The organism is Nocardioides kribbensis, from assembly GCF_015070375.1.
GTDB classification, from domain to species: domain Bacteria; phylum Actinomycetota; class Actinomycetes; order Propionibacteriales; family Nocardioidaceae; genus Nocardioides; species Nocardioides kribbensis.
The window spans coordinates 60,863-85,510 of the sequence record NZ_JADCLL010000007.1 but is presented as its reverse complement, the minus strand read 5'-3'; the positions used below and the strand labels follow the sequence as shown (position 1 = coordinate 85,510).

25 protein-coding genes and 3 tRNA genes are annotated in these 24,648 nt (G+C 74.6%); 10 read left to right on the top strand and 18 right to left on the bottom strand.

The window, feature by feature from the left end; translation table 11 throughout:
* Positions 1–31: 31 nt before the first annotated feature.
* The 3 genes from IR170_RS15400 to IR170_RS20420 are packed head-to-tail and all read right to left on the bottom strand — an operon-like array spanning position 32 to position 3,646.
* A complete protein-coding gene (locus IR170_RS15400) occupies positions 32–253 on the bottom strand; it encodes a YbdD/YjiX family protein (protein ID WP_056863369.1) in 222 nt (73 codons plus the stop codon).
* Positions 250–2,454: a carbon starvation CstA family protein gene (locus tag IR170_RS15395; RefSeq protein WP_227489396.1), complete on the bottom strand. Its 2,205-nt coding sequence runs from the start codon at positions 2,452–2,454 to the stop codon at positions 250–252. Before IR170_RS15395 ends, IR170_RS15400 begins: the two co-directional genes overlap by 4 nt.
* A 58-nt stretch (positions 2,455–2,512) precedes the next feature.
* Positions 2,513–3,646, bottom strand: coding sequence for a glycoside hydrolase family 26 protein (locus IR170_RS20420; RefSeq protein WP_193665502.1), 1,134 nt, complete (start codon positions 3,644–3,646; stop codon positions 2,513–2,515).
* Positions 3,647–3,904: 258 nt separating this feature from the next.
* Between IR170_RS20420 and IR170_RS15385 the strand changes: the two genes are divergently transcribed.
* Genes IR170_RS15385 through IR170_RS15375 form a run of 3 tightly spaced genes read left to right on the top strand, consistent with a single transcriptional unit; the run spans position 3,905 to position 6,020 of the window.
* On the top strand, positions 3,905–5,170 hold the full coding sequence (locus tag IR170_RS15385; RefSeq protein WP_319805113.1) for a glycosyltransferase: 1,266 nt from the start codon (positions 3,905–3,907) through the stop codon (positions 5,168–5,170).
* A complete protein-coding gene (locus tag IR170_RS15380) occupies positions 5,167–5,325 on the top strand; it encodes a hypothetical protein (RefSeq protein ID WP_156718038.1) in 159 nt (52 codons plus the stop codon). Before IR170_RS15385 ends, IR170_RS15380 begins: the two co-directional genes overlap by 4 nt.
* Positions 5,322–6,020 carry a sortase gene (locus IR170_RS15375; protein WP_193665497.1) on the top strand — a complete coding sequence of 233 codons (699 nt, stop codon included), beginning with the start codon at positions 5,322–5,324 and terminating at the stop codon, positions 6,018–6,020. Before IR170_RS15380 ends, IR170_RS15375 begins: the two co-directional genes overlap by 4 nt.
* Here the strand turns inward: IR170_RS15375 and IR170_RS15370 are convergent.
* The 4 genes from IR170_RS15370 to IR170_RS15355 form a co-directional block, all read right to left on the bottom strand.
* Positions 5,948–8,170 carry a heavy metal translocating P-type ATPase gene (locus tag IR170_RS15370; RefSeq protein WP_319805112.1) on the bottom strand — a complete coding sequence of 741 codons (2,223 nt, stop codon included), beginning with the start codon at positions 8,168–8,170 and terminating at the stop codon, positions 5,948–5,950. The genes IR170_RS15375 and IR170_RS15370 overlap by 73 nt on opposite strands.
* A 10-nt stretch (positions 8,171–8,180) precedes the next feature.
* Positions 8,181–8,459, bottom strand: coding sequence for a DUF1490 family protein (locus IR170_RS15365; protein WP_193665495.1), 279 nt, complete (start codon positions 8,457–8,459; stop codon positions 8,181–8,183).
* Positions 8,460–8,555: 96 nt separating this feature from the next.
* Positions 8,556–10,370, bottom strand: coding sequence for a 4Fe-4S binding protein (locus IR170_RS15360; protein ID WP_193665493.1), 1,815 nt, complete (start codon positions 10,368–10,370; stop codon positions 8,556–8,558).
* A 3-nt stretch (positions 10,371–10,373) separates the two neighbouring features.
* Positions 10,374–11,288: an AurF N-oxygenase family protein gene (locus IR170_RS15355; RefSeq protein WP_193665491.1), complete on the bottom strand. Its 915-nt coding sequence runs from the start codon at positions 11,286–11,288 to the stop codon at positions 10,374–10,376.
* A 141-nt stretch (positions 11,289–11,429) separates the two neighbouring features.
* Here IR170_RS15355 and IR170_RS15350 point away from each other — a divergent pair, with 141 nt between their 5' ends.
* Positions 11,430–12,140 carry a TetR/AcrR family transcriptional regulator gene (locus IR170_RS15350; protein ID WP_193665489.1) on the top strand — a complete coding sequence of 237 codons (711 nt, stop codon included), beginning with the start codon at positions 11,430–11,432 and terminating at the stop codon, positions 12,138–12,140.
* Positions 12,141–12,193: 53 nt separating this feature from the next.
* Here IR170_RS15350 and IR170_RS15345 read toward each other — a convergent pair whose 3' ends face one another.
* The gene (locus tag IR170_RS15345) at positions 12,194–12,949 is read right to left on the bottom strand and encodes an SDR family NAD(P)-dependent oxidoreductase (RefSeq protein WP_193665487.1); all 756 of its coding nucleotides are present in this window, start codon (positions 12,947–12,949) and stop codon (positions 12,194–12,196) included.
* A 125-nt stretch (positions 12,950–13,074) separates the two neighbouring features.
* On the opposite strand from IR170_RS15345, the gene IR170_RS15340 reads away from it, so the two are divergent.
* Positions 13,075–13,728 (top strand): TetR family transcriptional regulator, encoded by a 654-nt coding sequence (locus IR170_RS15340; protein WP_193665485.1) that lies wholly within the window; start codon positions 13,075–13,077, stop codon positions 13,726–13,728.
* A gap of 27 nt (positions 13,729–13,755) precedes the next feature.
* Here IR170_RS15340 and IR170_RS15335 read toward each other — a convergent pair whose 3' ends face one another.
* The 5 genes from IR170_RS15335 to IR170_RS15315 all read right to left on the bottom strand — a co-directional run bounded on the left by IR170_RS15335 (position 13,756) and on the right by IR170_RS15315 (position 16,106).
* Positions 13,756–14,073, bottom strand: coding sequence for a hypothetical protein (locus IR170_RS15335; protein ID WP_193665483.1), 318 nt, complete (start codon positions 14,071–14,073; stop codon positions 13,756–13,758).
* A 53-nt stretch (positions 14,074–14,126) separates the two neighbouring features.
* Positions 14,127–14,330, bottom strand: coding sequence for a hypervirulence associated TUDOR domain-containing protein (locus IR170_RS15330; RefSeq protein ID WP_193665480.1), 204 nt, complete (start codon positions 14,328–14,330; stop codon positions 14,127–14,129).
* Positions 14,331–14,422: 92 nt separating this feature from the next.
* On the bottom strand, positions 14,423–15,370 hold the full coding sequence (locus IR170_RS15325; RefSeq protein WP_193665479.1) for a hypothetical protein: 948 nt from the start codon (positions 15,368–15,370) through the stop codon (positions 14,423–14,425).
* A 61-nt stretch (positions 15,371–15,431) separates the two neighbouring features.
* The gene (locus IR170_RS15320) at positions 15,432–15,893 is read right to left on the bottom strand and encodes an RDD family protein (RefSeq protein WP_193665477.1); all 462 of its coding nucleotides are present in this window, start codon (positions 15,891–15,893) and stop codon (positions 15,432–15,434) included.
* Between the two features lie 139 nt (positions 15,894–16,032).
* Positions 16,033–16,106 (bottom strand) — tRNA-Phe (locus tag IR170_RS15315).
* 122 nt (positions 16,107–16,228) lie between these two features.
* Here IR170_RS15315 and IR170_RS15310 point away from each other — a divergent pair.
* A tRNA-Glu gene (locus tag IR170_RS15310) sits at positions 16,229–16,301 on the top strand.
* Positions 16,302–16,395: 94 nt separating this feature from the next.
* Positions 16,396–16,472, top strand: a tRNA-Asp gene (locus IR170_RS15305).
* A gap of 78 nt (positions 16,473–16,550) precedes the next feature.
* Here IR170_RS15305 and IR170_RS15300 read toward each other — a convergent pair.
* Entirely contained in the window at positions 16,551–17,954 is a 1,404-nt protein-coding gene (locus IR170_RS15300) for a mycothione reductase (RefSeq protein ID WP_193665475.1), read from the bottom strand.
* 79 nt (positions 17,955–18,033) lie between these two features.
* Here IR170_RS15300 and IR170_RS15295 point away from each other — a divergent pair, with 79 nt between their 5' ends.
* Positions 18,034–18,390: a metallopeptidase family protein gene (locus tag IR170_RS15295; protein WP_193665473.1), complete on the top strand. Its 357-nt coding sequence runs from the start codon at positions 18,034–18,036 to the stop codon at positions 18,388–18,390.
* A gap of 5 nt (positions 18,391–18,395) precedes the next feature.
* Here IR170_RS15295 and IR170_RS15290 read toward each other — a convergent pair whose 3' ends face one another.
* Genes IR170_RS15290 through IR170_RS15280 form a run of 3 tightly spaced genes read right to left on the bottom strand, consistent with a single transcriptional unit; the run spans position 18,396 to position 20,156 of the window.
* The gene (locus tag IR170_RS15290; RefSeq protein ID WP_319805111.1) at positions 18,396–18,764 is read right to left on the bottom strand and encodes a fluoride efflux transporter FluC; all 369 of its coding nucleotides are present in this window, start codon (positions 18,762–18,764) and stop codon (positions 18,396–18,398) included.
* The gene (locus IR170_RS15285) at positions 18,761–19,171 is read right to left on the bottom strand and encodes a fluoride efflux transporter FluC (protein WP_193665472.1); all 411 of its coding nucleotides are present in this window, start codon (positions 19,169–19,171) and stop codon (positions 18,761–18,763) included. The genes IR170_RS15290 and IR170_RS15285 overlap by 4 nt, the downstream gene beginning before the upstream one ends.
* A gap of 19 nt (positions 19,172–19,190) precedes the next feature.
* Entirely contained in the window at positions 19,191–20,156 is a 966-nt protein-coding gene (locus IR170_RS15280) for an ATP-binding protein (RefSeq protein ID WP_193665470.1), read from the bottom strand.
* 388 nt (positions 20,157–20,544) lie between these two features.
* Between IR170_RS15280 and IR170_RS15275 the strand changes: the two genes are divergently transcribed.
* The gene (locus tag IR170_RS15275; RefSeq protein WP_193665468.1) at positions 20,545–22,044 is read left to right on the top strand and encodes an NAD(P)/FAD-dependent oxidoreductase; all 1,500 of its coding nucleotides are present in this window, start codon (positions 20,545–20,547) and stop codon (positions 22,042–22,044) included.
* 76 nt (positions 22,045–22,120) lie between these two features.
* A complete protein-coding gene (locus tag IR170_RS15270; RefSeq protein ID WP_193665465.1) occupies positions 22,121–22,669 on the top strand; it encodes a GNAT family N-acetyltransferase in 549 nt (182 codons plus the stop codon).
* 68 nt (positions 22,670–22,737) lie between these two features.
* On the opposite strand, the gene IR170_RS15265 is transcribed toward IR170_RS15270, so the two are convergent.
* Entirely contained in the window at positions 22,738–24,498 is a 1,761-nt protein-coding gene (locus tag IR170_RS15265) for a hypothetical protein (RefSeq protein ID WP_193665463.1), read from the bottom strand.
* Between the last annotated feature and the right edge of the window lie 150 nt (positions 24,499–24,648).

The window sequence follows — 24,648 nt, the reverse complement described above, 5'->3', positions numbered from 1 at the left end:
TCGGGCCCCCTCGGGAGGTGTCACGGGCGGCTCAGCAGCAGCGGCCCTGGGTGGAGCTCTCGCGGTGGTCGTCGCGGTGACGCTCGAAGGCACGGCGGCTCATCGGCTCGGTGCCCTCGCGCTCGCAGCGGGCGAGGTAGGCGTCCCACCGGCCCTCGCCGCTGAGCTCGCGGGCGTACCACCGCACCCCCGCCAGCGCCCGACGTACGGCGCCGGGGCGCTGGTCGGCGGCGGGCCGGCCGGTCGCGCTCACCGCCCGCTCCCGACCGTCTCCGTGCGCTGGGCCTCCCACTCCGCGACGGCCCGCTTCTCCTCGGCGGTGGCGACGAAGTCGGCGGGGGCGACCAGCTGCGAGGGCACGGCCGGCACCTCCGTGGTCGGCAGCGAGCCGGCCCGCAGCGCCCGCACCCAGATCAGGGCGGCGTTGGCCACGATGACGATGACGAGCAGCGCGAAGCTGGCCTGCAGCACGCCGTTGACGGTCGAGTTGAAGACCACGGTGTCCATCTGCGAGGGATCGGCCGCCGGGGCCAGGACCTCGCCGGCGTCGCGCGCGGTGCGGTAGCGGTCGGCCTGGGCGAAGTAGCCGATGGCGGGGTTGTCGGAGAACACCTTCTGGTAGCTCGCCGTCATCGTGGTGACCAGGTCCCAGGCCAGCGGCACGGCCGGCACCCACACCCACCTGGTCCAGCCGTGCTTGAGGAAGAGCGTCACGCACAGCGTGAGCGCGATCGCGGCCAGCAGCTGGTTGGCGATGCCGAAGAGCGGGAAGAGCTGGTTGATGCCGCCCAGGGGGTCGGTCACGCCGACGTAGAGCATGTAACCCCAGCAGGCGACGACGGCGGCCGAGGAGAGCCAGGCCGCGGGCTTCCACGAGGTGTCGCCGAAGCGCGGCCACACGTTGCCCACCGTGTCCTGGAGCATGAAGCGGCCCACCCGGGTGCCGGCGTCGACGGCGGTGAGGATGAAGAGCGCCTCGAACATGATCGCGAAGTGGTACCAGAAGGCCGCCAGCCCGCCGCCGAAGGCGTCGCTGAAGATCGTCGAGATGCCGAAGGCCAGGGTCGGCGCACCGCCGGTGCGCGAGACCAGCTCCTCCTCGACCGAGTCGGTCGCGGCCTGGAGCTGGTCGGGGGTGAGGGTCATGCCCAGGCCGTTGACGAACTGCACGGCGCCGTCGATCGTGCCGCCGGTGACGCCCGCGGGGGCGTTGATGGCGAAGTAGAGGCCCTGGTCGATGACCGAGGCGGCGATGAGGGCGGAGATGGCGACGAAGGACTCCATCAGCATGCCGCCGTAGCCGATCATCCTGATCTGGCTCTCCTTGGCGACCATCTTCGGCGTCGTGCCCGAGGCGATGAGCGCGTGGAAGCCCGAGAGGGCGCCGCAGGCGATGGTGATGAAGAGGAACGGGAAGAGCTGGCCCGCGAAGACCGGCCCGTCGCCGTCGGTGGCGAAGGAGGTGACGGCGTCGTTCTGCAGCACCGGGCGGGCCAGCACGAGACCGACCGCCAGCAGCAGGATGACGCCGATCTTCATGAAGGTCGACAGGTAGTCGCGCGGGGTGAGCAGCATCCACACCGGCAGGATCGAGGCGACGAAGCCGTAGCCGACCAGCGCGACGGTCAGCGTCTCCTTCGACAGCGTCAGCGACTCGCCCAGGCCCCAGGTCTCGACGTAGCCGCCGCCCACGATGGCCAGCAGCAGGAGCACGACGCCGATGGCGGTGGTCTCGAGCACGCGTCCCGGGCGCAGGAAGCGCAGGTAGACGCCCATGAAGAGGGCGATCGGGATGGTCAGCCCGATCGAGAACACGCCCCACGGCGACTCGGCCAGCGCGTTGACCACGACCAGCGCGAGCACGGCCAGGATGATGATCATGATCGCGAAGACCGCGATCAGCGCGGCGGTGCCCCCGACGACGCCGATCTCCTCACGCACCATCTGGCCCAGGCTCTTGCCGTCGCGGCGCATGGACAGGAAGAGCACCACCATGTCCTGCACGGCGCCGGCGAAGATGACGCCGACGATGATCCAGACCGTGCCGGGCAGGTAGCCCATCTGCGCGGCGAGCACGGGGCCGACCAGCGGCCCGGCGCCGGCGATGGCCGCGAAGTGGTGCCCGAAGAGCACCCGGCGGTCGGTGACCTCGAAGTCGCTGCCGTTCTCCAGCCGCTCGGCGGGCGTGGCCCTCGTGTCGTCGAGGCGGAGCACGCGGCGGGCGATGAAGCGGGAGTAGAAGCGGTAGGCGATGAGGTAGGACGACAGCGCCGCGAAGAGGATCCACAGGGCCGAGACCGACTCGCCGCGGCTGAGGGCGAGCACGGTCCAGCAGACGGCGCCGACGAGGGCGACCGCCACCCAGACGGCGATCGAGCGTGGCGTCATCCGGCCCGTGTCGCGGCTCGGCTGGGGGGCCGGGCCCGACGGGCGGGACGTGGTGGACGTGGACATGGGGGACCTCCGAGACCGAGGGGGGTGAGCGCCGTCACCGTACTGCGTCCCGGCCCCCTCAGCGCGCGGCGATGCGTGCGGCGGTACGCCACGCGCGGGTCGTGCCCGCCGAGGAGGTCAGCCGCCAGTCGCGCTCCTTGCGCTCGTCGAACCACACCACGGTGGTCAGCGCCGGCATCCCGCGGTGCGCCAGCATGCTGCGCACCCAGGCGGCCTTGCTGTGCTCGCGGTCGACGGGCGCCCCGTCGTCGACACGCGGCTCCTTGGAGGCCACCTCGCAGATCCACACCGGCAGGCGCGGGGCGAGGGCCACGAGGTGGTCGTACTGCGCGCGGAAGATCCGCCCGAAGGAGCGCCACCGGCCCCAGCCGGCGTCGCGGCCCCAGTTGAAGCCGTCGAGCCCCAGCACGTCGACGTACGCCGCCCCGGGCCAGATCCGCCGCACGGGCGTGGTCTCGGCGTAGGTGTCGGCGGTCGGGTTGAAGACCCAGCGCAGGTTGTCGGCCCCGGCCTCGCGCAGGTGGGTGACGACGTGGCGCCAGGCGAGCCGGAACTCGCGGAAGGTGCCGCCGAAGCGGCGCTCGCCGGCCGCGGTGGGCTGGAAGTCCTGCCAGTCGCCGTTCATCTCCGGCCAGGGCCGGACGTAGACGTCGTGGGGGTAGGCGCGGGCGGCCGCGGCGATCTGGTCGAGGTAGGCGTCGTGCTCGCCGGCGGTCCACTCCGCGAAGCGGGTCGGCCCCATGTCCCACGACAGCAGCAGGTCGCGGGCGCCGTCGTCGGCGAGCCGCTCCTCGGTGGCCGCGGGGAAGACGTCGCCGTAGCCGTAGTAGTAGGAGGCGACCGCGGCGTCGGTGCCGGCGCTGCGCTCCCAGTCGGTGAGCCGCTCGGGGTCGGTGGTCATGCCGGGCACGAAGGCGCCGAAGTCGACCCGCTCGACGAGTGGCGCGGTCCGGGCCGCGCGCGCGGTGCCGGGGGCAGGGCTCGCTGCTGTGCTCGCTGCCGGGCCTGCTGCGGGGCCTGCTGCGGGGTCTGCTGCGGGGGCGGTGGTGCGGGTCGGGGGGAGGGCGGTCGTCCCGGCGGGGTGCTCGACACCCGATGCGACCGCCGGGGTCAGCGCCAGGGGGAGCGCCAGCGACACCAGGGCCAGACCGAGTGAGCGCGACAGCCGGGGGGACCTGTCACGGTCGCTCACACCGCGACCATCGGCCGGGCCGCGCCCACCCGCACCCCTCGCGGGCCACTTCCACCCCGGTGGGGGCCGGAAATGCCCGACCGGCCGCCGCCGGGGGCCGGGGGTGACCACAGCCGGTCTAGTCACTTCGGGCCATCGTCTGGGGTCGAACGAGGGGCTCGGCTATTTTGGGGATCGCACGGGGCTCGGGCCCGCGCGTGCCGGTCGTCGGGGGGACGGCCGGATGTTCTGGGGGGAACACACGTGACGACTACCGTCGTGGCGCGGCCTGACGCCGCGCCCGCACCACAGGCTCCACCGCGGCACCAGCAGCCCGACCGGCAGCCCGACCAGCAGCCCGAGCGATCCGAGCAGCGGCCCGACCAGCAGGCGGAGCGTCGCCGGCGGGGCCGGCACCGTCGCCGCCGCGTCGAGATCCAGCCGCCGCGCCCGCTGCGGCCGCACGCGACCGGGCGGCTCGTGGCGCTGCTGCCGGCCCACGACGAGGAGGTCGGCCTGCCGCCGGCGCTGCGGTCGCTGGCCGGGCAGACCCGCCCGCCCGACCGGGTCGTGGTGATCGCCGACAACTGCACCGACCGCACCGAGGAGGTCGCCCGCGAGCTGGGCGCCGAGGTGCTCACCACGGTCGGCAACCGCCACAAGAAGGCCGGCGGGCTCAACCAGGCCCTCGACCTGCTCCTGCCGACCCTCGACGACACCGACCTGGTGCTGGTCATGGACGCCGACTCCCTGCTGGAGAGCCGCTTCCTCGAGGTGGCGCGCGCCACCCTCGACGGCTCACGCCCCCTCTCGCGCCGGCACCGCAAGGAGCTCGGCGGCGTCGGCGGCACCTTCCAGGGCGGGCCGGGCGGCGGGCTCGTCGGCCTCTTCCAGCGCAACGAGTACGCCCGCTACGCCCGCGACGTGCGCCGCCTCCAGGGCAAGGCGCTCGTGCTCACCGGCACGGCCTCGGTCTTCCCGGTGCGGGTGCTGCGCGAGGTCCGCGCGGCCCGGCTCGCCGGCGTCCTGCCCGACCGCTCGGGGGCGGGCGGCGTCTACGACACCCACGTGCTCACCGAGGACAACGAGCTGTCGCTGGCCCTGATGCACCTGGGCTACGGCATCGCCGCGCCGGCTGGCTGCACGCTGGAGACCGAGGTGATGACGACCTGGCGCGCCCTGGCGCAGCAGCGGGCCCGCTGGAAGCGCGGCGCCCTGGAGAACATCGTCGACTACGGCCTGACCCGCATCACCGCGCCCTACTGGGGCCGTCAGGCGATGAGCGCCCTCGGCGTCCTGGCCACGGTGCTCTACCTCGCCACCCTGGTGTGGGGCGTGGTCGCCGGCATCACGCTCCACCCGTTCTGGCTGGCCGCCTCGCTGGTCTTCGCCCTCGAGCGCGTGGTCACCGTGCGCTCCCGCGGCTGGCGCCAGCAGCTGCTCGCGGCGCCGCTGGTGGTCGAGATGGTCTACGACGTCTTCCTGCAGCTCGTGCAGGCCCAGGCGATGGCCCAGTCGGCCCTGCGTCGCGAGAGGAGGTGGTGAAGGAGATGTACAACAACCCTGCCGTCGTCAGCGGCGGCGGCGTGCTGGCCGCGACCGGCCTGGGCGCCGGCATGCTGTGGATGTTCCTCGCGGCGTTCGCGCTGCTCGCGCTCGGCCTGGCCGTGCTGCGCACCGTCCCGCGGGCCGAGCGGTGACCCCGCGACGGCCCCGCCGACCCCACCCCCGGCGTCTGCTGGCGTGGCTGCTGCTGGTCGCGGGCTGTGCCGTGCTGGTGGCCGCGGGCGCGACGTACGTCGGGGCGGGGCGGGAGACGGCCGCGGCCCAGCAGCGGCTCGCGGGCCAGCTGCCCGCGGGGCCGCGGGTGGTGCCCGACGACCGCGGGCGGGTGCCGGTGGCCCGCCCGGTCGCCACCGGTCGGGCGCTGGCCGAGATCCGCGTGCCCCGGCTCGGGGCCGACTGGTCCTGGGTCGCGGTGGAGGGCACCGACGACGTGCAGCTGGCGACCGGGCCGGGCCACTACACCGGCACCCCGCTGCCCGGTGCGCGCGGCAACAGCGCCTTCGCGGGTCACCGCGCGGGCCACGGCGACCCGTTCCTGGACTTCGACACCCTGCGCAGGGGCGACGAGGTCGTGATCACCCAGGGGAGCGTGCGGTGGACCTACCGCCTCACCCGCGACCCCGAGGTCGTGCCCGTCGACGCCACCTGGGTCCTCGACCCCACCCCGGGGCGGCAGCTGACGCTGACGACCTGCTGGCCCCGCTACGGGTCCAGCAAGCGGATGTGGGTGCGCGGCACGCTCGAGCGCGTCGAGCGTCAGCCCGGGGCGCTCGCAGCTGCGCCGTCGGCGGGGGACCGGGCGGAGGTGTGGCCGACCGGGAGCCGGTAGCGGGTGACCCGTGAGGAGTTGCCGACGACGGCGATCGACGAGGCGTTGTGCAGCAGCGCGGCCACCACGGGTGAGAGGGCCCCGCCGGCGCTGACCAGCAGCCCGGCGGAGTTGACCGCGATCGACATGCCGTAGTTCTGCCGGATGACGCGCACGGCCTGGCGGGAGAGGTCGCGCAGGTCGAGCAGGCGGCGCAGGTCGTCGCCGACCAGCGCGATCTCGGCCGCCTCCAGGGCCACGTCGGTGCCGCCGACGCCCATGGCGATGCCGACGTCGGCGAGCGCGAGCGCCGGGGCGTCGTTGGTGCCGTCGCCGACCATGGCCACGGTGAGGCCCTCGGCCTGGAGGGCCCGCACGACGTCCTGCTTGTCCTCGGGCATGACCTGGGCGCGCCACTCGGTGATGCCCAGCTCCGCCGCGACGGCCGCCGCCGTGCGCGGGTGGTCGCCGGTGAGCATCACGATCCGCCCGACGCCGTCGAGGCGCAGCGCCTCGAGCACCTCGCGGGCCTCGGGCCGCACGGTGTCGCGCAGGCTGAGCAGGCCGGTGAGCGTGCCGTCGACCGCGAGCAGCAGCGGGGTCTCGGCGTCGCCCTGGAGCCGGTCGATCCAGCGCAGCGCGTCGTCGGGGATGGCCACGCCCTCCCCGGCGAGCAGCTCGGCGTTGCCCAGCAGCATCACCCGGCCGTCGGCGCGGGTGCGCATGCCCAGGCCCAGCAGCACCTCGCACTCCTCGTGCGGGGGGATGGCGATGTGGCGCTCCTCGGTGGAGCGGATCACGGCCTGGGCCAGCGGGTGGCGCGAGTGGATCTCCGAGCTCGCGGCGTAGGCCAGCACCCGCTCGGGCTCCCACCCGGCGTCGAAGGACACGACGTTGGTGACCACCGGCCGCCCGACCGTGAGGGTGCCGGTCTTGTCGAACACCACGGCGTCGACGCGTCCTGCGGCCTCGAGGTGGGAGCCGCCCTTGATGAGCACGCCGCGGCGCGCGCCGTTGCCGATGGCGGCGCTGATGGCCGTGGGCGTCGAGAGCCCCACGGCGCAGGGGCAGGCGACGAGCAGCATGGTCATCGCCCGGCGCACGTCGCGGGTCGCGGCGAAGGTCAGCGCGGCCACGGCGAAGGAGACGGGCACGAAGCGTCGCGAGAAGTTCTCGCCCACGGTCTGCAGCGGCGCGCGGTCTCCCTGGGCCTCCTCGACCCGGCTGATCACCCGCCCGATCGCGGTGTCGCGCCCGACGGCCGTGGCCTCGACGACCACCCGCCCGCGCATGAGCACGCTGCCGGCGTGCACGTGCTGGCCCGCCAGGGCGGCCACCGGGAGCGTCTCGCCGGTGATCGCGGACTGGTCGAGCACGCCCTCGCCCTCGAGCAGGACGCCGTCGACGGGGATCGCGACGTGCTCGTGCACGACGACGTGGTCGCCCACCCGCAGCGTGTCGATGTCGACGAGACGCTCGCTGCCGTCGGCGTCGCGCACCCACGCCTCCGACTGCGTGCCGCTGAGCAGGTCGTGGATGGCGCGGCGGGTGCGGCGCAGCGTGAGGTCCTGGAGGTACTCGCCGATGTTGAGCAGCCACAGCACGGTCAGCGCGACCACGTTCTCACGCAGCAGCAGGCTGGCGACCGTGGCGGCCGAGACCAGGGCGTCGGTGCCGGCGCCCCGGCCGCCGCCCAGGCTGCGCAGCGCCCCGCGCAGGAAGGGGTAGCCGGTGAAGATCGTGACGCCGGTGGCCAGCGTGCGGCTGGTCGGCCCGAGCACCGGCGGGCGGCGCAGGACGTAGCGGCGACCGCCGAGCAGCACGAGGGCCAGCCCGCCGACCACCATGCGGGTCAGGTCGCCGTTGGCGACGTCGGCCGAGCGGGGCGCGCGCAGGGCCACCGCTCCCGGAGCCACCTGGCGCAGCGCCCCGGTGATGGCGGCGCGCACCTCGGCGTCCTCGCAGGCGTCGGGGCGGAACCACACCACGACCGATCCGGTGCGGGGATAGGCGTGGACGGCCCTGACCCCGGCGACCTGCTCGACGGCGTCCTCCACCGCCACGGCGCGCGCGGGGGAGGCGGTCAGCCCCGCGACGCGGTAGCGGGCCCGGCCGGCCCGTGGGGCGCGGGCGGCCAGCGTGACCAGGTCGGGGGTGGCGGTGGCGGTCACCGGCTCGTGCTCAGTGCTGGTGGTCGTGGGCCTCGTGCGCGCCCGGGGGCGGCGCCTGCTCGCCGACGCGCTCGCGGGCCTCGGCGACGATGTCGCCGGTGGTCAGCCGCAGCTGCTCGGCGCCGGTCTCCACGCGCCGCTTGCCCCGCAGGCCCCAGGCGGTCGCGGCCACCGCACCCTCGCGGACGACGCCGGCCCCCACGGCCCGCTTCGCCCCGTCGTACGCCGCGGCGCCGACGAGTCCGGTCACCAGCGTGCTGCCTGCCTTGCCGAGGAGAGCCGCGATCATGCGAGGGTCCTTCCGCGCGTGGATGAAGTGAGAACGATTATCGCCTGGCGGTGACCCCGGTGTCACGTCGGTCCGCATCCTAGGACCGCACGCCGCTCAGCGCCGCGCGGTGGCCAGGAGGTCCTCCAGGGTCGCCAGCTTGACGCGCGGCCGGCCCTGCGCCTCGCCCCGCTCGCGCTCGCCGCGGTCGATGGCCAGGTGCTCCCGGCGTCCGATCGCCTCCGGGCGCCGCGCACGCACCAGGCGGCGGAAGGAGCGGCGCGAGCCGCGTCCGACGCGGCCGCCGGCGGCGCCCGGGTGGTCGAGGCGACCGGCGTTGGCGTCCTCCACCAGCGCCGCGACCGTCTCGGCGGCGTCGGCGCGGTTGGTGCCGATGCCGCCGCGCGGGCCGCGCTTGATCCAGCCGACGACGTAGGTCGCGGGCACCACGGCCCCGGTGACGGGGTCGACGACCCGGCCCCGGTCGTGGGGCACCGTGTGGGCCACCTCGTCGAAGGGCAGGCCCGCGACGGGCTCGCTGCGGTAGCCCACCGAGCGCAGCAGCAGCCCGGTGGGCACCGTGCTCGCGGCCACGCCCGGCTCGGTGGCGTCGGCAGCGGCACCCGGGCCGGCGCCCGGGGCGGTGCCGGGGAGCGGGGTCGGCGCGAGGCGCACCTGCTCGACGCGGTCGGCGCCCTCGACGCGCTCGACCACGCTGCCGAAGCGCAGCACGAGCCGGCGGCGGGCGCCGGACGGAGGGGCCACGGAGTAGTCGACCGGGGCGACCGGCACGCCCTGCAGGGCGGCGGCGTGGCTGCCGGGGGCGGCCTCGGCGATGGCGGTGGCGATCTCGGGTCCGGCGTCGACGACCACGTCGAGGTCCTCGCGCAGCAGCAGGGGCCGCAGCTCGGAGAGGGAGTACGCCGCCTCCGCGGGGCCGCGACGGGCCACCAGCACGACCTCGGTGACCTGGCTCCCGCGCAGGGCGGCCAGCGCGTGGTCGGCGATGTCGGTGCGGGCGAGGTCGCCGCCGCGGCGGGCGTCGCCGAGCAGCACGCGGGCCATGTCGAGGGCGACGTTGCCGTTGCCGACCACCACGGCCCGGCCGCGGCTGGCGGGGCCGAGGTCGACGACGTCGGCGGGCACCTCGGGCTGGGCGTTGTACCAGCCGACGAAGGTGCGGGCGGCGAGGCTGCCGGGCAGGTCCTCGCCCGGCACGCCGAGGGTGCGGTCGGAGGTCGCGCCGACGGCGTAGACGACCGCGTCGTGGTGGGCCATCAGGTCCGCGTGGGAGAGGTGGGTGCCGACCTCCACGTTGAGCACGAGGTCGAGGCGGGGGTTGCGCAGCACGGTCGCGAACCGGTCGGCGATGGCCTTGGTGCTCTGGTGGTCGGGCGCCACGCCGTAGCGGATCAGGCCGCCGGGCGTCGGGAGCCGGTCGAGCATGGTGACCTCGGCGCTGGTGGTCAGCAGCGCCATGGCGGTGTAGCTGGCGGCCGGCCCGGTGCCGACCACGGCCACCCGCAGCCCGGCGGCGCGGGCGGTCAGGCTCGCCGGGAAGTGGGGCTCGGACCAGCCCGGGTCGGGCCGCTCCGCGGCCGACGCGACCCGCGCCGCGGCCGGCTCCTCGCCCCGCTCCTCGTCGGGCTCCGCCCCGGGCCCGGCCGGAGCGGTGCCCGGGCCGGTGAAGTGGGCCCGGTTGATCTCGGCGTACGCCGCGAGCGGCCCGGTGAGCGACTCGACCGGGAAGATCGCGTCGACGGGGCAGGCGTCGGCGCACGCCCCGCAGTCGATGCAGCTGCGCGGGTCGACGTAGAGCATCTCGGTGGTGCCGAAGTCGGGCTCGTCCGGCGTCGGGTGGATGCAGTTGACCGGGCAGACCGAGACGCACGAGGCGTCGCTGCAGCACGACTGCGTGATCGCGAAGGCCATGGGTCAGACCATGCTCACGCGCTTGTAGAAGGCCAGCGCCGGGCGGGTCAGCAGACCGAGCTCGTCGAGGAACTCCATGAGGTGGGCGCAGCTGGAGCGCATCAGGGTCTTGTGGTGCTCGTTGGCCCCCGCCTCGGCCAGGGCGCGCACGGGGTCGAGCCCGGCGGCGGCGTAGACCTTCTCGTTGACCATGTTGGAGACGATCACGTGGGCGGCCACCGCGATGACCAGCGCGGAGGTCTGGCGGCGGCGGGGGCCGGCGCCCTCGATGCGCTCGCGCATCTCCTGGCGGGCGAACTTCATGTGGCGCGACTCCTCGACCACGTGGATCTTGCTGGTGGTGCGCACGATCGGGAGCACCTGCTCGCCGCGCATCCAGTCGCGCTGCATCACGTCGAGCACCTCCTCGGCGACGAGGATCCCGCCGTAGGCGACCTCGGCGGTGGCCAGCGACTTGAAGCCGCGGCCGAGCTGGATGCTGCTCCGGGTGGGGAAGTAGGCCGAGATGCCCATCTTCTGGCAGGCCCGGGCGAACATGATCGAGTGCCGGCACTCGTCGGCGATCTCGGTCAGCGCGAACTGGAAGTCGGGCCGGGAGTAGTCGGCGCAGTACTGGTCGCGCAGCACCATCTGCTGGAGGATCATCTCGAACCAGATGCCGGTGCTCATGATCGACGCGACCTCGTGGCGGGTCAGCGTGACGCGCTGCTGCTCGGTCATCTCCGACCACAGCCGCGTGCCGTAGAGGGTGCTCCACTCGGGGTTGAGCCCGTAGTGCGACGGGTCGAGGGGGGCGTCCCAGTCGACCTCGGTCATCGGGTCGTAGGACAGCGCCGCCGAGGAGTCGAGCAGACGCTGCGAGGCGTCGTGGGTGGTGCGCCGAGCCGGGTCCAGGGTCGCGCCGAGGGTCGTGTCCATGCCGGGCCTCCGTAGAAGGGGTGGGGTGACGCCGCAGCGGGAGGGTTAAGTGATACGCGGTGTCACGGTTAGATAGAAGGTACAGCGTGTACCCCCACGTGCCCAGCCCCCGTCGGGTGTGAGCCCGGTAACCTCGGGCCGGTGTCCGACCCCGCCGACGAGCCCGCCGACCCGGGAGGGCGGGCGGAGCAGGTCGACGGTCGCGCGACCCGGTGGACCGGCCAGCAGGAGCGACGCCGCGAGGAGTTCGTGGAGGCCGCGCTGGCCGCCATCGAGGAGCACGGCGCCGACGTGTCCACCGAGCAGATCGCCGCGCGGGCGGGAGTCGCGCGCACGCGTCTCTACCGCCACTTCGCCGGCGCCCAGGACCTCAACCGCTCGATCGCGGCCCGTGCCGAGCAGATGATCCTCGAGGGCCTCGCCCCGGCCTGGGACGCCTCGCACAGCCCCGACCGCATCATCCGCACCGCCGTGACCACGCACCTGCGGTGGCTGACCGACCACCACGAGCTCTACCGCTACCTCGTGCGCCACTCCGTGACGACCGCCGACGGCGAGAACGTCGTCAACGACGTCAAGCGCCTCATCTCCGACCTGCTGATCCGCCTGCTCGACGAGTACGTCGAGCTGCTCGGCCTCGACCCCGGCCTCACCCAGCCGCTCTCCTTCGGCCTGGTCGGCTTCGTCGACGCCGCCGCCGGTCGCTGGGTCGACGACCCCCTCGGGGTGTCGCTCGAGGACATGGTCGACCTGCTGGCCCGGTGGATCTGGGCGGTGCTCGACGGTGTCCTGCGCGACATGGGACTCGAGGTCGACCCCACCGAGCCGCTCGTCTCGCTCGGTGGGGCCTGAGGCCCGCCCCTCCTGCCGGGCGGCCCTGTCGTCAGGCGCTCGTCAGGCGGCCGTCACTGGGCCGCGTAGCCGCCGTCGACGAGGTGGTAGCTGCCGGTGACGAAGGTGGCGGCGTCGGAGACCAGGAAGGCGACGAGGGCGGCGACCTCCTCGGAGGTGCCGAGGCGACCGGTCGCGTGCTTGTCGGCGAGCGCCTGCTGGGTCGCGGCGTCGAGGTTGGCCTCAAGCAGCGGGGTGGAGATGAAGCCGGGGCCGACGGCGGTCACGCGCACGCCCTGCGCGCCGTACTCCAGGGCGGCGGTCTTGGTCAGCCCGACCAGCGCGTGCTTGGCGGTGACGTAGGCCGAGGAGTGGGCGATGCCGACCGAGCCGAGCACCGAGGCCATGGTGACGATCGCCCCGCCGCCGTGGGCCGCCATCGCGGGCACCTGGGCGCGCAGGGCGTAGAAGACGGCGTTGAGGTCGACCTCGATGACCCTGCGCCAGGCGTCGAGCGGATAGTCGCCGACGGGCACGGCGGGGCCGCCGATGCCGGCGTTGTTGACCGCGATGCGCAGCGGGGCGAGCTCCTCCGCGGCGGCGACGAGCCGGTCGACGACCTCGGGGTCGGACACGTCGCCCACGAGGGCGGTGGCGCGTCCGCCGGCGGCGGTGATCTCGGCGGTGACCGCGTCGGCGGCGGTGGCGTCGAGGTCGGAGACGACGACGGCGGCGCCGTTGGCGGCGAGCAGCGTGGCGACGGCGCGGCCGATGCCGGAGCCGGCTCCGGTAACGATGGCGGAGCGGTCGGAGACGTCGTAGGTGGCCATGGGTGGGTCCCTCCAGGGTGCGGGGCGTCGCCCCTGGCGGCGCCGGATCTATCCGACATATGTCGGTTATCTGACTAACCTACGATCGTCGGAAATCGTTCCCGCCACCGCCCCAGGAGGACCCTGTGGACCCCCGCCAGCAGCGCAGCCGCGCCCGGCTCCACGCCGCGGTGCTCGCGCTCGCCGCCGACCGGCCCGTCGGCGAGCTCACCGCGACCGCGGTGGCCGCGCAGGCCGGGGTGCACCGGTCGACCTTCTACGAGCACGCGTCCTCGCCGGTCGACCTGCTGCAGGCGGCGCTGCTGGCCGAGCTCGACCTGCTGCGCGCCCGGCTGCGCGACGACCTGGCCGACGCCGGCCCGGCGCCCGTCGCGACCGACGTGGTCGCTCGGGTGGTGGGGGAGGCGACCGAGGGGGTGCTCGAGCACGTCGCCCGCCACGCGGCGCTCTACCGCCGCGGACTCGGCCCCACCGGCGGCGCCGCGAGCCTGCACAGCCTGCTGAGCGCCCACTTCCAGGAGTCGAGCCGGCTGCTGCAGCGGCTGGTGGGCGCCGGGGTCGACGTGAGCGTGCCCGGGGTCGCCGACCCGGTGGTGGCCGACGTCGCCACCCGCTTCATCGCCGACGGCACGGTCGGCGCGATCGAGGGGTGGCTGCGCGAGCCGTCGCTCGACGTGCGCCGCTTCCTCGAGGTGTACCGGCGGCTGCTGCCGCCGTGGTGGCCGTTGACGGTCAGCACGCCGGACGTGGATGGTCCGGAGGCGGCGGCTGAGGACTGAGTCGGGCAGCCCCAGCACCGCGCCGGGCTAGAGCTCGATGCCGCCCACCCAGCGCTCGCCCTCGTCGCCGCCCCAGGCGTCCCAGGCCACGCGACCGGGGGAGGGGAAGCCGTCGGTGCCGTGCTTGAAGCCGTCGGCGTCCTTGTCGACGCTGTGGCGCTTGAAGTAGGCCTGCATCTTCTTGACCTGCTCGTCGGTGAGCTTCTCGCCGGCGGCCAGCTGGTGGGCGCGGTGGTCTCCCACGTCGGTGAAGTTGCGCCCGGCCTTGCCCTCCTCGATCCAGCGCACCGCGCGCTCGCCGTTCTCCTGCACACCCTTCGGTGGCTGGTGCCTGCCCTCTGCCATGGTCTGCTCCTCGTGTGCGTGGGGGACCGCGACGACGCGGTCGAGGCCTGCCCTCAGGCCTTCGACAGCGACGACTCCTTGTGGGCCGCGGTGGAGCCCGACTTCTCCGACTCCACGATCCAGTAGGGCTCGTCGTCGCTGGCGTCGAACTTCTGCTTGTCGTGCTGGAAGGGCGAGGTCTTCTTCTCCTTCGCCGTGCCCTTCGTCTTTCCCTGCGGGGTGTTCCAGGTGACCTCGTCACCCTTGCTGATGGCCATGGGTCGACGATAGGAAGACGCTCGGGCGGCCACCGCACCCGCCGGGGTGGGCTCGCGGCACGGTCTGCCCGGGGGCTCCTGGCCCCGGCGGCCTAGGCGTCCTCGGGTCGCGGCGGCGCGATCTCGCCGCGGGCGACCCGGCGGTCGTAGCGCCGCTGCATCCGAGCCGTACGACGACGGGCGCGGGCCTGGCCGCGGCGCCCGGCGCGGGTCTCGGAGAAGCGACGCCGCCGGTCGGGCCACCACGACTCCTGGGCGCGGATCACCCACCGCATGGTCAGCCGCACCACGGCGCCCGCGACCCGGCCGGGCTCACCGGTGCGGTGCACCTCGCGCACGCGCGGCGGCATCAGCAGCAGCGCCTGGGTGCGGGCGAACCACCGCATCGGCGGCGGGAAGAACCGCTCGGCGTACTGATTCACCATGCCCTCGGCCAGCTCGTGGCCCTCGGGGGTCGAGGGCCAGTCGCGCGCCTCGAAGCGTGCCGCGAAGGCCCGCACCCCGGCCAGGTCGTCGGGGAAGCCGGTCACGGCGCCGTGCTCGCCGCGGAAGAGCTCGGCCAGGTCGCGCAGGAAGTGGTGCCAGGCGACGTCGAGCGTCGGGCTCTGTGGCGGCAGGCCGAGGGTCTCGCGCATGCGCGGCAGGAAGTCGCCGACGGCGCAGAGGGTGTAGACGTACTCGTCGTTGTCGCCGAAGGCGCCGGGGAAGCGCCGGGCCAGCCCGAGGTGGTAGCGGTTGAGCCGCTCCACCGAGGCCCGGGTCGCCTCGCTGCGGGCGCCCTGGGTGAACCACGTCATCAGGTAGCCGCTGCCGTCGTGGAAGCGCTCCTCCCCGCGGTGCAGCATCTTGCCCGTGCCCACGAGCGTGGCCGACGCCGTCGGCGGCAGGGCGGTCTGCGCGGTGGTGACGAGCAGCGTCAGGTTGACGATCGGGTCGTTGAGCTGGTGCTCGGCGACCAGGCGCATGATCTCGTCGCTGTCGGTCTCCGGGTCGAGGGACTCGATCCGGTCGGCCAGCCACTTCCACGGGGCGCGGGTCACGCCTGCGAGTCTGCCCGGTGCCCGGAGGGCCCGACCCGCACCGAGTGCCGGCGGGCGCTCGTCACCTCGCGCGGACGACCCGGGTGGAGGCAGCCATGTCGCCGAGGCGCTGGTTCCTCGGGCTGGCCAGGACGGCCACGAAGGCGACGAGGTAGAAGGCGAAGCCGTCGACGACGCGGAGCGCGGTGCGCACGAGCGCCTGCACGGCCGTCACGTCGCCGCCCTTGTCGGAGACGACGCGGATGCCGACGATCTTCTTGCCGAGGGTCTGTCCCGTCGTCAGCTCGAGGACGAGGAAGTAGCCGGCCGCCACGAGCAGCGTGAGCAGGAACGGCACCCCGGTCAGCGAGACGCTCGCGCCGCCGTCCCCGGCCTGGCTGTCGCCGAAGAGGATCCCCGCGACCACGAAGAGCGGCACCATGACGAGGAGGGTGTCGAGCAGGAGGGCGCCGACACGCTGGCCCGCGCTCGCGTCGGTGCGGGCCGTCGGGGGCGGGGACGTCTGGGCGTGGGGGAGGCTCACGGGGTGGTTCTACCGCGAGCGGCGCCGCGGCCGCAGGAGTTCGGGGAGGACATCGACCCCGTGAGGGGCCGGCGACGGCGAAGGCCCCCGTCGGATCCCGACGGGGGCCTTCTCGCAGGTCTGAGCCCTGCGGTGCTCGTGGGCAGGGGCGGGGTCGAACCGCCGACCTTCCACTTTTCAGGCGGACGCTCGTACCAACTGAGCTACCTGCCCGAGCGACACGAAGGTTACACGGGAGGGGGCGGCCCCACGAATCGACCCTGTCCGACACCGGACGGGCGCCGGACGCCGATGGGCCGGGCGGGTGCGGGTTCCCCTAGACTGCTGCGCGCCTGGCCCCCATCGTCTAGCGGCCTAGGACGTCGCCCTTTCACGGCGGTAGCACGGGTTCGAATCCCGTTGGGGGTGCTGCGGTCCCGCTCCGGCGGGGCCCGATCCACTCCGATTCGGTGCTCCCGCGAGGAGTGGGTTATGGTTCCATCGCTCCGGTGACGGAGCACCTGGCCCCGTAGCGCAGTTGGTTAGCGCGCCGCCCTGTCACGGCGGAGGCCGCGGGTTCGAGTCCCGTCGGGGTCGCCATCGCGAACAGCCCCGGACCACCACGGTCCGGGGCTGTCGTCGTTCTCGGCCGGCGCCGCCGTCGCGGCCGTGCGCGGGTCAGCCCGCGAGCTCCCCGGCGAGCGCGAGGAGCGCGTTCTCGACGACCTCGGTCAGCGCGGGGTGGATCCAGTACTGGCCCCGGGCGAGGTCGGCCACGGGCTGGTCGAAGCTCATGGCCTGGATGAGCGGCTGCACCAGCAACGAGGCCTGCGGACCGAGCAGGTGGGCACCCACGAGACGACCGGTCGCGCGGTCGGCGAGCAGCTTGACGAGGTAGCCGGCCGCCTCGCCGTGGCGGTCGTCGGCCTCCAGGGCCCAGCCGAACGCCGTGTCGCCGTACTCGTGGCGGGCGACGGCGAGGTCGAGACCCTGCTCGCGGGCCTCGGCCTCGGTGAGCCCGACCGCGGCGACCTGGGGGGAGGCGAAGACGGCGTTGGGCACGAAGCGGTGGTCGGAGACCCGCAGGTCGTCGGGGTGCAGCAGGTTGTGCTTCACCACCCGGGCGTCCTGGTTGGCGACGTGCTTGAGCGGCTCGGGGCTGGAGGCGTCGCCGAGCGCCCATACGCCCTCGGCGCTGGTGCGCTGGTGCTCGTCGACCAGGATCCGGCCCGTGTCGTCGGTCTCGACGCCGGCGCGGTCGAGGTCGAGCAGGTCGCCGTTGGGGCGGCGGCCGATGGCCAGCAGGAGGGCGTCGACCTCCACCTCGCTGCCGTCGTCGAGGTGCATCACCGTGCCCCCGGCGGCGCGCGAGACCCGCTGCAGCGACGTGCCGAGCCGCACGTCCCAGCGCTGCGACACGATCCGGGTGAAGGTCTGGGAGATGTCGTGGTCCTGGTTGGAGATCAGGGCCTCGCCCGACTCGACCTGGGTCACGGTGGCGCCGTAGGCCGCGAAGACGTGGGCCAGCTCGGCGCCGATGTAGCCGCCGCCGACCACGCCGATGCGCCGCGGGAAGGTCTCCAGGCGCATGACGTCGTCGCTGGTGTGGTGCTCGACCTGGTCGAGGCCGTCGATGTCGGGCACCACCGGCCGGCTGCCGGTGGCGAGCACCACCTGGTCGGCGGTGAGCTCGACGGTGGCGCCGTCGTGGAGCTCGACGCTGAGGGCGCGCGGGCCGGTGAACCGGGCGGTGCCGGAGAGGAGGTCGACGCCCGGCAGGCTCTCGCGGTAGGCCCGGCCGTCGGCGGAGACCTCGTCGAGGCGCCCGAAGACCCGGTCGCGGACCGCGTCCCAGTCGGCGCCGTCGGCGCTGGTGCGCGCGCCCAGGCGGGGGCCGTCGGCGGCGGCGTCGACGACGTCGGCGGGGCGGATGAGCATCTTGGAGGGGATGCAGCCGCGGTTGAGGCAGGTGCCGCCGAAGGGGCCCCGCTCGACGATGGCCACCGAGAGGCCCGCGAAGGACTTGTCGATGACGGTGTTGCCGGAGCCTGCTCCGAGGACGACGACGTCGTAGTGGGTCACACCGGCGAACCTAGGCGCCGCACCCTGGGGCGCGGTCCACCCGCGTGGGTCGGTTGTCGTGCGGTGGCACGATGCGGGTGTGCCCGTCGCGATGGATCCCGACCGCTTCGACGCCCTCGTCGACGCCGCGCTCGACGAGATCCCCGACGAGCTGGCGCAGCTGGTGACCAACGTGGTCGTGCTGGTCGAGGAGGAGCCGCCGGAGGGCGAGCCGCGCGACCTGCTCGGGCTCTACGACGGCGTCGCGCTGACCGAGCGGGACTTCTCCACGATCCTCGATCTGCCTGACCGGATCTTCGTCTTCCGCGGCCCGCTGCTGCGGATGTGCGCGAGCGAGGAGGAGCTGGTCGAGGAGGTCCGGATCACCGTGGTGCACGAGGTGGCCCACCACTTCGGCATCGACGACGACCGCCTCCACGAGCTGGGCTACGCCTGAGGCCCTCAGGCGGCCAGCAGGAAGCCCAGGGCGCACAGGCCGAGGCCGCCGAGCAGCGACACGGCGACGTAGAGGGCCCCGGTGCGCGGGCCCAGGCCCCGGGTCTGCACGACGAAGGAGGAGTACGTCGTGAAGCCGCCGCAGAAGCCCGTGCCGAGGAGCGCGACCCACTCCTGCGAGAGGTGGCCCGAGAGCGCCAGCGCGCTGACCACGCCGAGCACGAGGGAGCCCAGCAGGTTGACCGCGAGCGTCCCGGTCGGCCAGCGGGCGTCGAGCCGCTGGGCGACGGCGTAGCGCAGCGGCGCGCCGACCCCCGCCCCGAGCGCCACCAGCAGGCCGCTGACCACGGTGTCGACGGTGTCGGTGATCGTCACGGGCCGTCCCCGCGAGCCGTGCGGTCGTCCTCGCGTTGCGCCGCCCCGGCGTGCACCGCGGTGACGGCGAGCAGCGCGGCGGCCAGGCTGCCCACGACGTAGGCGGCGGCCGGCCCGGGGCGGCCGGCGTCGAGCAGGGCCCGGGTCTGCTCGGAGGCCGCCGACAGCGTCGTGAAGCCGCCCATGACCCCCGGCCCGAGGAACGCCGCCAGGCCGCGGCTGCGGCGTACGACGGCGAGCAGGCCCACGGCGGCGAGCAGCGCCGAGCCGACCACGTTGACGGTCAGGGTGGTCCAGGGGAAGGTGCCGGCCGGGTCGGGGGAGACCTCCAGCAGGGACCAGCGCACGACGGCGCCGAGGGCTCCGCCGAGCGCCACCAGCGCGAGCAGCCGGGGAGCGGGGCTCACCGCGGCGTGGGGGCGTCGGTCACGAGACGACGGTACGCCGCACCTCGGGCGCCTGCTCGCCGTCGTCGGGCCCGGGGGCCGGGTCGCGCCACGGGAGCGGCTCCTCGCCGGCGACCTGGCGCACGAACTCGCCGAGGTACCACTGCTGGAAGCGGCGCTGCTCCGGGGTGCGGGCCAGCGACAGCAGCCGCTGCTCGCGGCAGAAGACGTCGGCCATGTCGAGCAGGTCGATGAACTGCTGCATGCTGCCCGAGGCCGCGCGGGAGACGAGCAGGTCGAGGTCGAGGTGGGTGCGACCCTCCGCGACCGCGCGGTCGACGTCGGGGCCGACCGAGCCGCCGCGCAGCTGGCGCTCGAGGTCGCCGAAGAGGTCGGAGAGGTCCTTGGCCAGGGGGTACTCCGACTCGTGGGCCAGCGCGAGCAGCCGCACCTCGCGGCGCAGCTCGCGGAAGTGGCGCTGGAAGGCGACGTAGCGGTCCAGCGGCACACCGTGCACCGACACCGCGACCGGGTCGGACGGCACCGCGGGTGGCTGCTCGAGCCCGGTGACGACGCCCTCGGCGCCGTTGTCCTCGGCGAACTCCGCGGCCGGCTCGAACCACACCGTCTTGCCGTCGGCCTCGATCTCCGCGCCCCACGCCCGCGAGCACCGCGCCACGATGCTCAGCCCCCGGCCGAAGGTGAGCAGCAGCGACTCGACGTCGTCGTCGTCGGTCTCACCGGTCTCGGTGGGGAGCACGGGGCGCTCGGGGGAGCCGTCGCGGACCTCGACGCGGGGGTGCTCCACGGTGCCGCGCACCCGCACCTCGATGGGGGGCGAGCCGTGCAGCAGGGCGTTGGTGACCAGCTCGGAGACCGCCAGCTCGGTGCACTCGACGAGCTCGTCGCGACCGATGTCGCGGCACGTCTCGACCACCCAGCGGCGTGCATCCTGCACGCCCCGGGGACCGGAGCCCAGGGAGAGGGCGGGCCGGTTCAGCGGCACGGACGGCTCCAACGGTGCGAAGAGATCGGGACGAGATCGGGTGGCGGGCCCGGACCGCGAGGTCCGGCGGACGACCGGCGGCCGGGGCCCTGCGGCGGCGGGTGCCGGACGAGGACAGCGGCAGGTGGGTGCCAGTCCCGTGCCGACTACCCGCGGGCCTGCGCGGGCAAACCTGCGTCGTTGAAAGTTTTCCCACCCGCACGGCGCGTCGGCCGGGGGCCTGTGGCGAGGGCCACGAGGGAGGCCGCGACGACCACCCGCGAGGGTGCTGTGAGCGACCAGACGGTGGCCCAGATTAGAGATGCGACGCCCTGCGCGGGAGAATGGGGCAGACGCCCCGACCGAGAGACGTCGCCTCCGTCCCGGCAGCCACCAGAGAGGTCCCGACATGGCAGCCAGCCCAGTCCCCGCACCGACCAACCCGTCGACGGGCAAGCACCGCGTGGTCGTGATCGGCTCCGGCTTCGGCGGTCTCTTCGGCACCAAGGCGCTCCGTCGCTCGGACGTCGAGGTGACCATGATCGCCAAGACGACCCACCACCTCTTCCAGCCGCTGCTCTACCAGGTGGCGACCGGCATCCTCTCCGAGGGCGAGATCGCCCCGCCGACCCGCGAGATCCTGCGCAGCCAGTCCAACGCGCAGGTGCTCCTGGGAGAGGTCACCGACATCGACCTCGAGGCCCGCACGGTCACCTCCCACGTCCTGGGCCGCCCGACGGTGACCGCCTACGACTCGCTGCTGGTCGCGGCGGGCGCGGGGCAGTCGTACTTCGGCAACGACCACTTCAGCGAGTTCGCCCCCGGCATGAAGAGCATCGACGACGCCCTCGAGCTGCGCGGTCGCATCTTCGGCGCCTTCGAGATGGCCGAGCTCGGCGCGCAGCGCGGCGAGAACGTCGACCACCTCCTCACCTTCGTGGTCGTCGGCGCCGGCCCCACCGGCGTCGAGATGGCCGGCCAGATCGCCGAGCTGGCCCACCGCACCCTGCGTCGCGACTTCCGCGCCATCGAGACCCGCTCGGCCCGCGTGATCCTCGCCGACGCCGCCCCGCAGGTGCTCCCGCCCTTCGGCGCCAAGCTGGGCGAGAAGACCAAGACCGAGCTGGAGAAGCTCGGAGTCGAGGTCATGCTCGGCGCGATGGTCACCGACGTCGACGAGCGCGGCCTCGAGGTGAAGTACAAGGACGGCCGCACCGAGCGGATCCAGTCGGTCACCAAGATCTGGGCCGCCGGCGTGCAGGCCAGCCCGATCGGCAAGACGCTCTCGGAGCAGACCGGCGCCCCGCTCGACCGCGCGGGCCGGATCGGCGTCAACCCCGACCTCACCCTGCCCGGGCACCCCGAGGTCTTCGTGGTCGGCGACATGATCGCCCTCGACAACCTCCCCGGTGTCGCCCAGGTCGCGATCCAGGGCGCCAAGTACGCCGCCAAGGAGATCGACGGCCGGGTCAAGGGCAAGCCGGCCCAGGAGCCGTTCAAGTACTTCGACAAGGGCTCGATGGCCACCATCAGCCGCTTCCGGGCCGTCGCGATGATCGGCAAGATCCGCCTCACCGGCTTCATCGCCTGGCTGATGTGGCTGGCGGTCCACCTCGTCTACATCACCGGCTTCAAGAACCGCGTCACCGCGGTGCTGCACTGGTTCGTGTCGTTCCTCGGCCGCGGTCGCTCCGAGCGCACCTCCACCGAGCAGCAGATCTTCGGGCGCAACGCGCTCTCGCGACTGCGAGGGGGCGCGACCGACCTGGTGTCCGCGCCGGGCTCCTACGAGGCCTCGCGCGAGCTGCTCGAGACCACGCGGCGCGCCGAGCTCGAGGCCCAGGCCGTCGAGGAGGCCCGCCTCACCGACGCCGGTCAGCGCGGCGTCAAGACCGGCGAGCGGGTCTGAGACAGACCGCCACCGCGGGGGCGTCACCGGAGCAATCCGGTGGCGCCCCCGTCGGCGTCTGCGGTCCACTGGCCCCGTGACCGAGCTGCGCCGCCCCGACGCCCGCCTCGCGACGAGCTGGGCGCAGACCCTCGCCGACTTCGGCGACGAGCACCCCGCCGGCAGCGGTGTCTGGCTCCTGCCGCCGGCCCTGCGGCGCGACCTGACCCCGGCCGGCTGCCACGCGTGGGTCGAGGCGCTCACGCCGTACGCCGACCGGTCGGTGGCGCTGGGCGAAGGCCCGCACGGGCCGCTGGTGCACTCCACCTTCTGGTGGATCGTCGACACGGCGGACGGGGTCGAGGAGGTCGTGGGCTTTCTCGACCTGCGCCACGAGCTGACGCCGTACCTGCTCGAGACCGGGGGGCACGTCGGCTACTCGGTGCGGCCGGCCCGGCGTCGTGAGGGCCATGCCTCGCGTGCGCTCGCGCTCGCCGTCGGTGAGGCGGGGGAGCTGGGGCTCGACCGCGTGCTGGTGACCTGCGACGTCGACAACCTGGCCTCCGCGCGCACCGTCGAGCGCTGCGGCGGGGTGTGCGAGGACGTGCGGGGCGACAAGCGCCGCTACTGGGTCGCCGTGCCCTGAGCGCCCGGCGGGCGAGCGCCCGACGGTCGGGTCGGGGGTCGGGGGTCGGGTCAGAGGTGGGGGCCGGGTCAGAGGTCGGGTCGGTAGTAGCGCAGCACCTCGGTGAAGCCACGGGGGTCGACCATCGAGGAGTCGATCTCCACGGGGGACATCCCGCGGCGGTGGATCAGCACCCGCCAGCCGCGGCGTCCGGGGGTGCCGAGCAGCTCGATGTCGGTGTAGCGGTTGGCCAGGTCGAAGACCTGACGACCGCCGCTGCGCCGGATCTCGAGCTGGCCGCCGCGCACCGAGAGCCGGGGCGGGCTGGAGCCGGCCCACACCGCCCACACCACCGCGGTGGACAGCAGGGCGATGCCGGCGAGGCCCAGGCGCTCCTCGGTGCGGACCTGCCAGGCCTGCCAGGCGAGGTAGCCGCTCGCCGCCACCCCGGCCAGCACCAGCAGGCCCACCAGTCGCCGCAGCGCTGCGCGGGGCGCGAAGTCGACCTGGGGCGGCGGGCCGCTCGGCGCCGGCCGCGGCGGCGTCTCGCCGCGGGTCTGGTGGGCGAAGTCGCTGAACACCGACCGGGCCGCCGCAGGCGTACGCCGGGGGGCCGCGCCTGCCTCCGGGGCGGAGGCGGGGGCGTGCGTGGGGGCGGCACCGGAGGGGACGGGTGCGGACGAGGTCTGCGTCGCCGCCTGGGCCCGCGCGGCCGTCTCCCGGAGCCGGGCGACCCGCGGAGGCTTCTCCTGCTTCTCCTGCTTCTCCTGCTTCTCCTGCTTGGCGGGCTTGGCGGGCTTGGCGGGCTTGGCGGGCTTGGCGGGTGTGGTCGGCTTCGCGGGGCGGGGGGCTGCCGAGCCACGGGTGGTGGGCGCCGTCCGACGCCGGTCGGAGGCCGGGTCGGTCTTCCGCTCGTTCGGCGAGACCGGCGGGATCGGCGTGGCGGCGCGCGGCGGGGTGGTGGGCGGAGCGGCTGTCGCGGCGAGGAGGTCGAAGACGGCGCGGCCGGCACTCACCGCGTCGGCGCGCGTGGTCGTGGGCGGGGGCGGGGGGTCGGTGGGGACGGCCGTGCGGGTGGGGTGGTTTCGAGACGCTCGCTGCGCTCGCTCCTCGACCACGGGGGTGGGGGCCGGTGCTCGTCCCTCGACCACGGGGGTGGGGGCTGGTGCTCGTCCCTCGGCCGTCGGGGGCGGGGCGGGGTGGTCGATGAGGTCGACGATGGCGCGACCCGCGGCCACGGCGTCACCGGGTTGCGCGGGGGAGGGGCTCGGTTCCGGGTCCGGTGCCGGCTCAAGGTCCGGTGCAGCGTCGACGACGGGGGCGGGCTCGGGGAGAGCGGCAGCGGGGGCGCCCGTCGTCGGGTCGGCCACGGTGTCAGGGACGGTGCCGGGGACCGGGTCGCCCGGGTCGCCCGGGTCGCCCGGGTCGCCCGTGTCGACCGTGTCGACCGGGACGGCGTCGCTGGGCTCGGTGGCGCGGCGGCGGGCGAGGAGGCCGCGGCGGGGCTCGGACTTCGGGCGGCGCGCCGAGGGGATGATGACCGGCTCGAAGTCGGCGAGTCCGAGACCGGGGCGGATGCCCCCCGAGGGGGGCAGCGGGTGGGCGGTGGCGGCGTCGTACGCGTCGAGCTCGCGGCTGGCGGCCGGGGCCGCAGGGTTGGTGGTGCTGTCGAGCCGCTCGGAGGCCGGGGCGGCGACGTCCTCGGGCGGTGCCGGCCGACCCGTGCGCTCCCGCAGCGCCGCGCCCTGGCGGCGCAGCTCGGCAGCGCGCGCGTCGGCGCCGCCGTCGCGGTGCGTGAGCCACCGGTCGACGAGGTCGGCGCCGGCCTCGTCGGGTGTCGCGTCTGCCATGGACGGCAAAATACGCGGATCCGGGCCGCGGCGAGGCTGAACGCAGCAGACCGCGCCGCCACAGTGCACTCGCCGACGGGCACGTGCCGCCACGGTGCGGCGGACCTCCGTAGAGTGCGACCCGACGCCGGGGCCGCCCGGCAGGAGAGG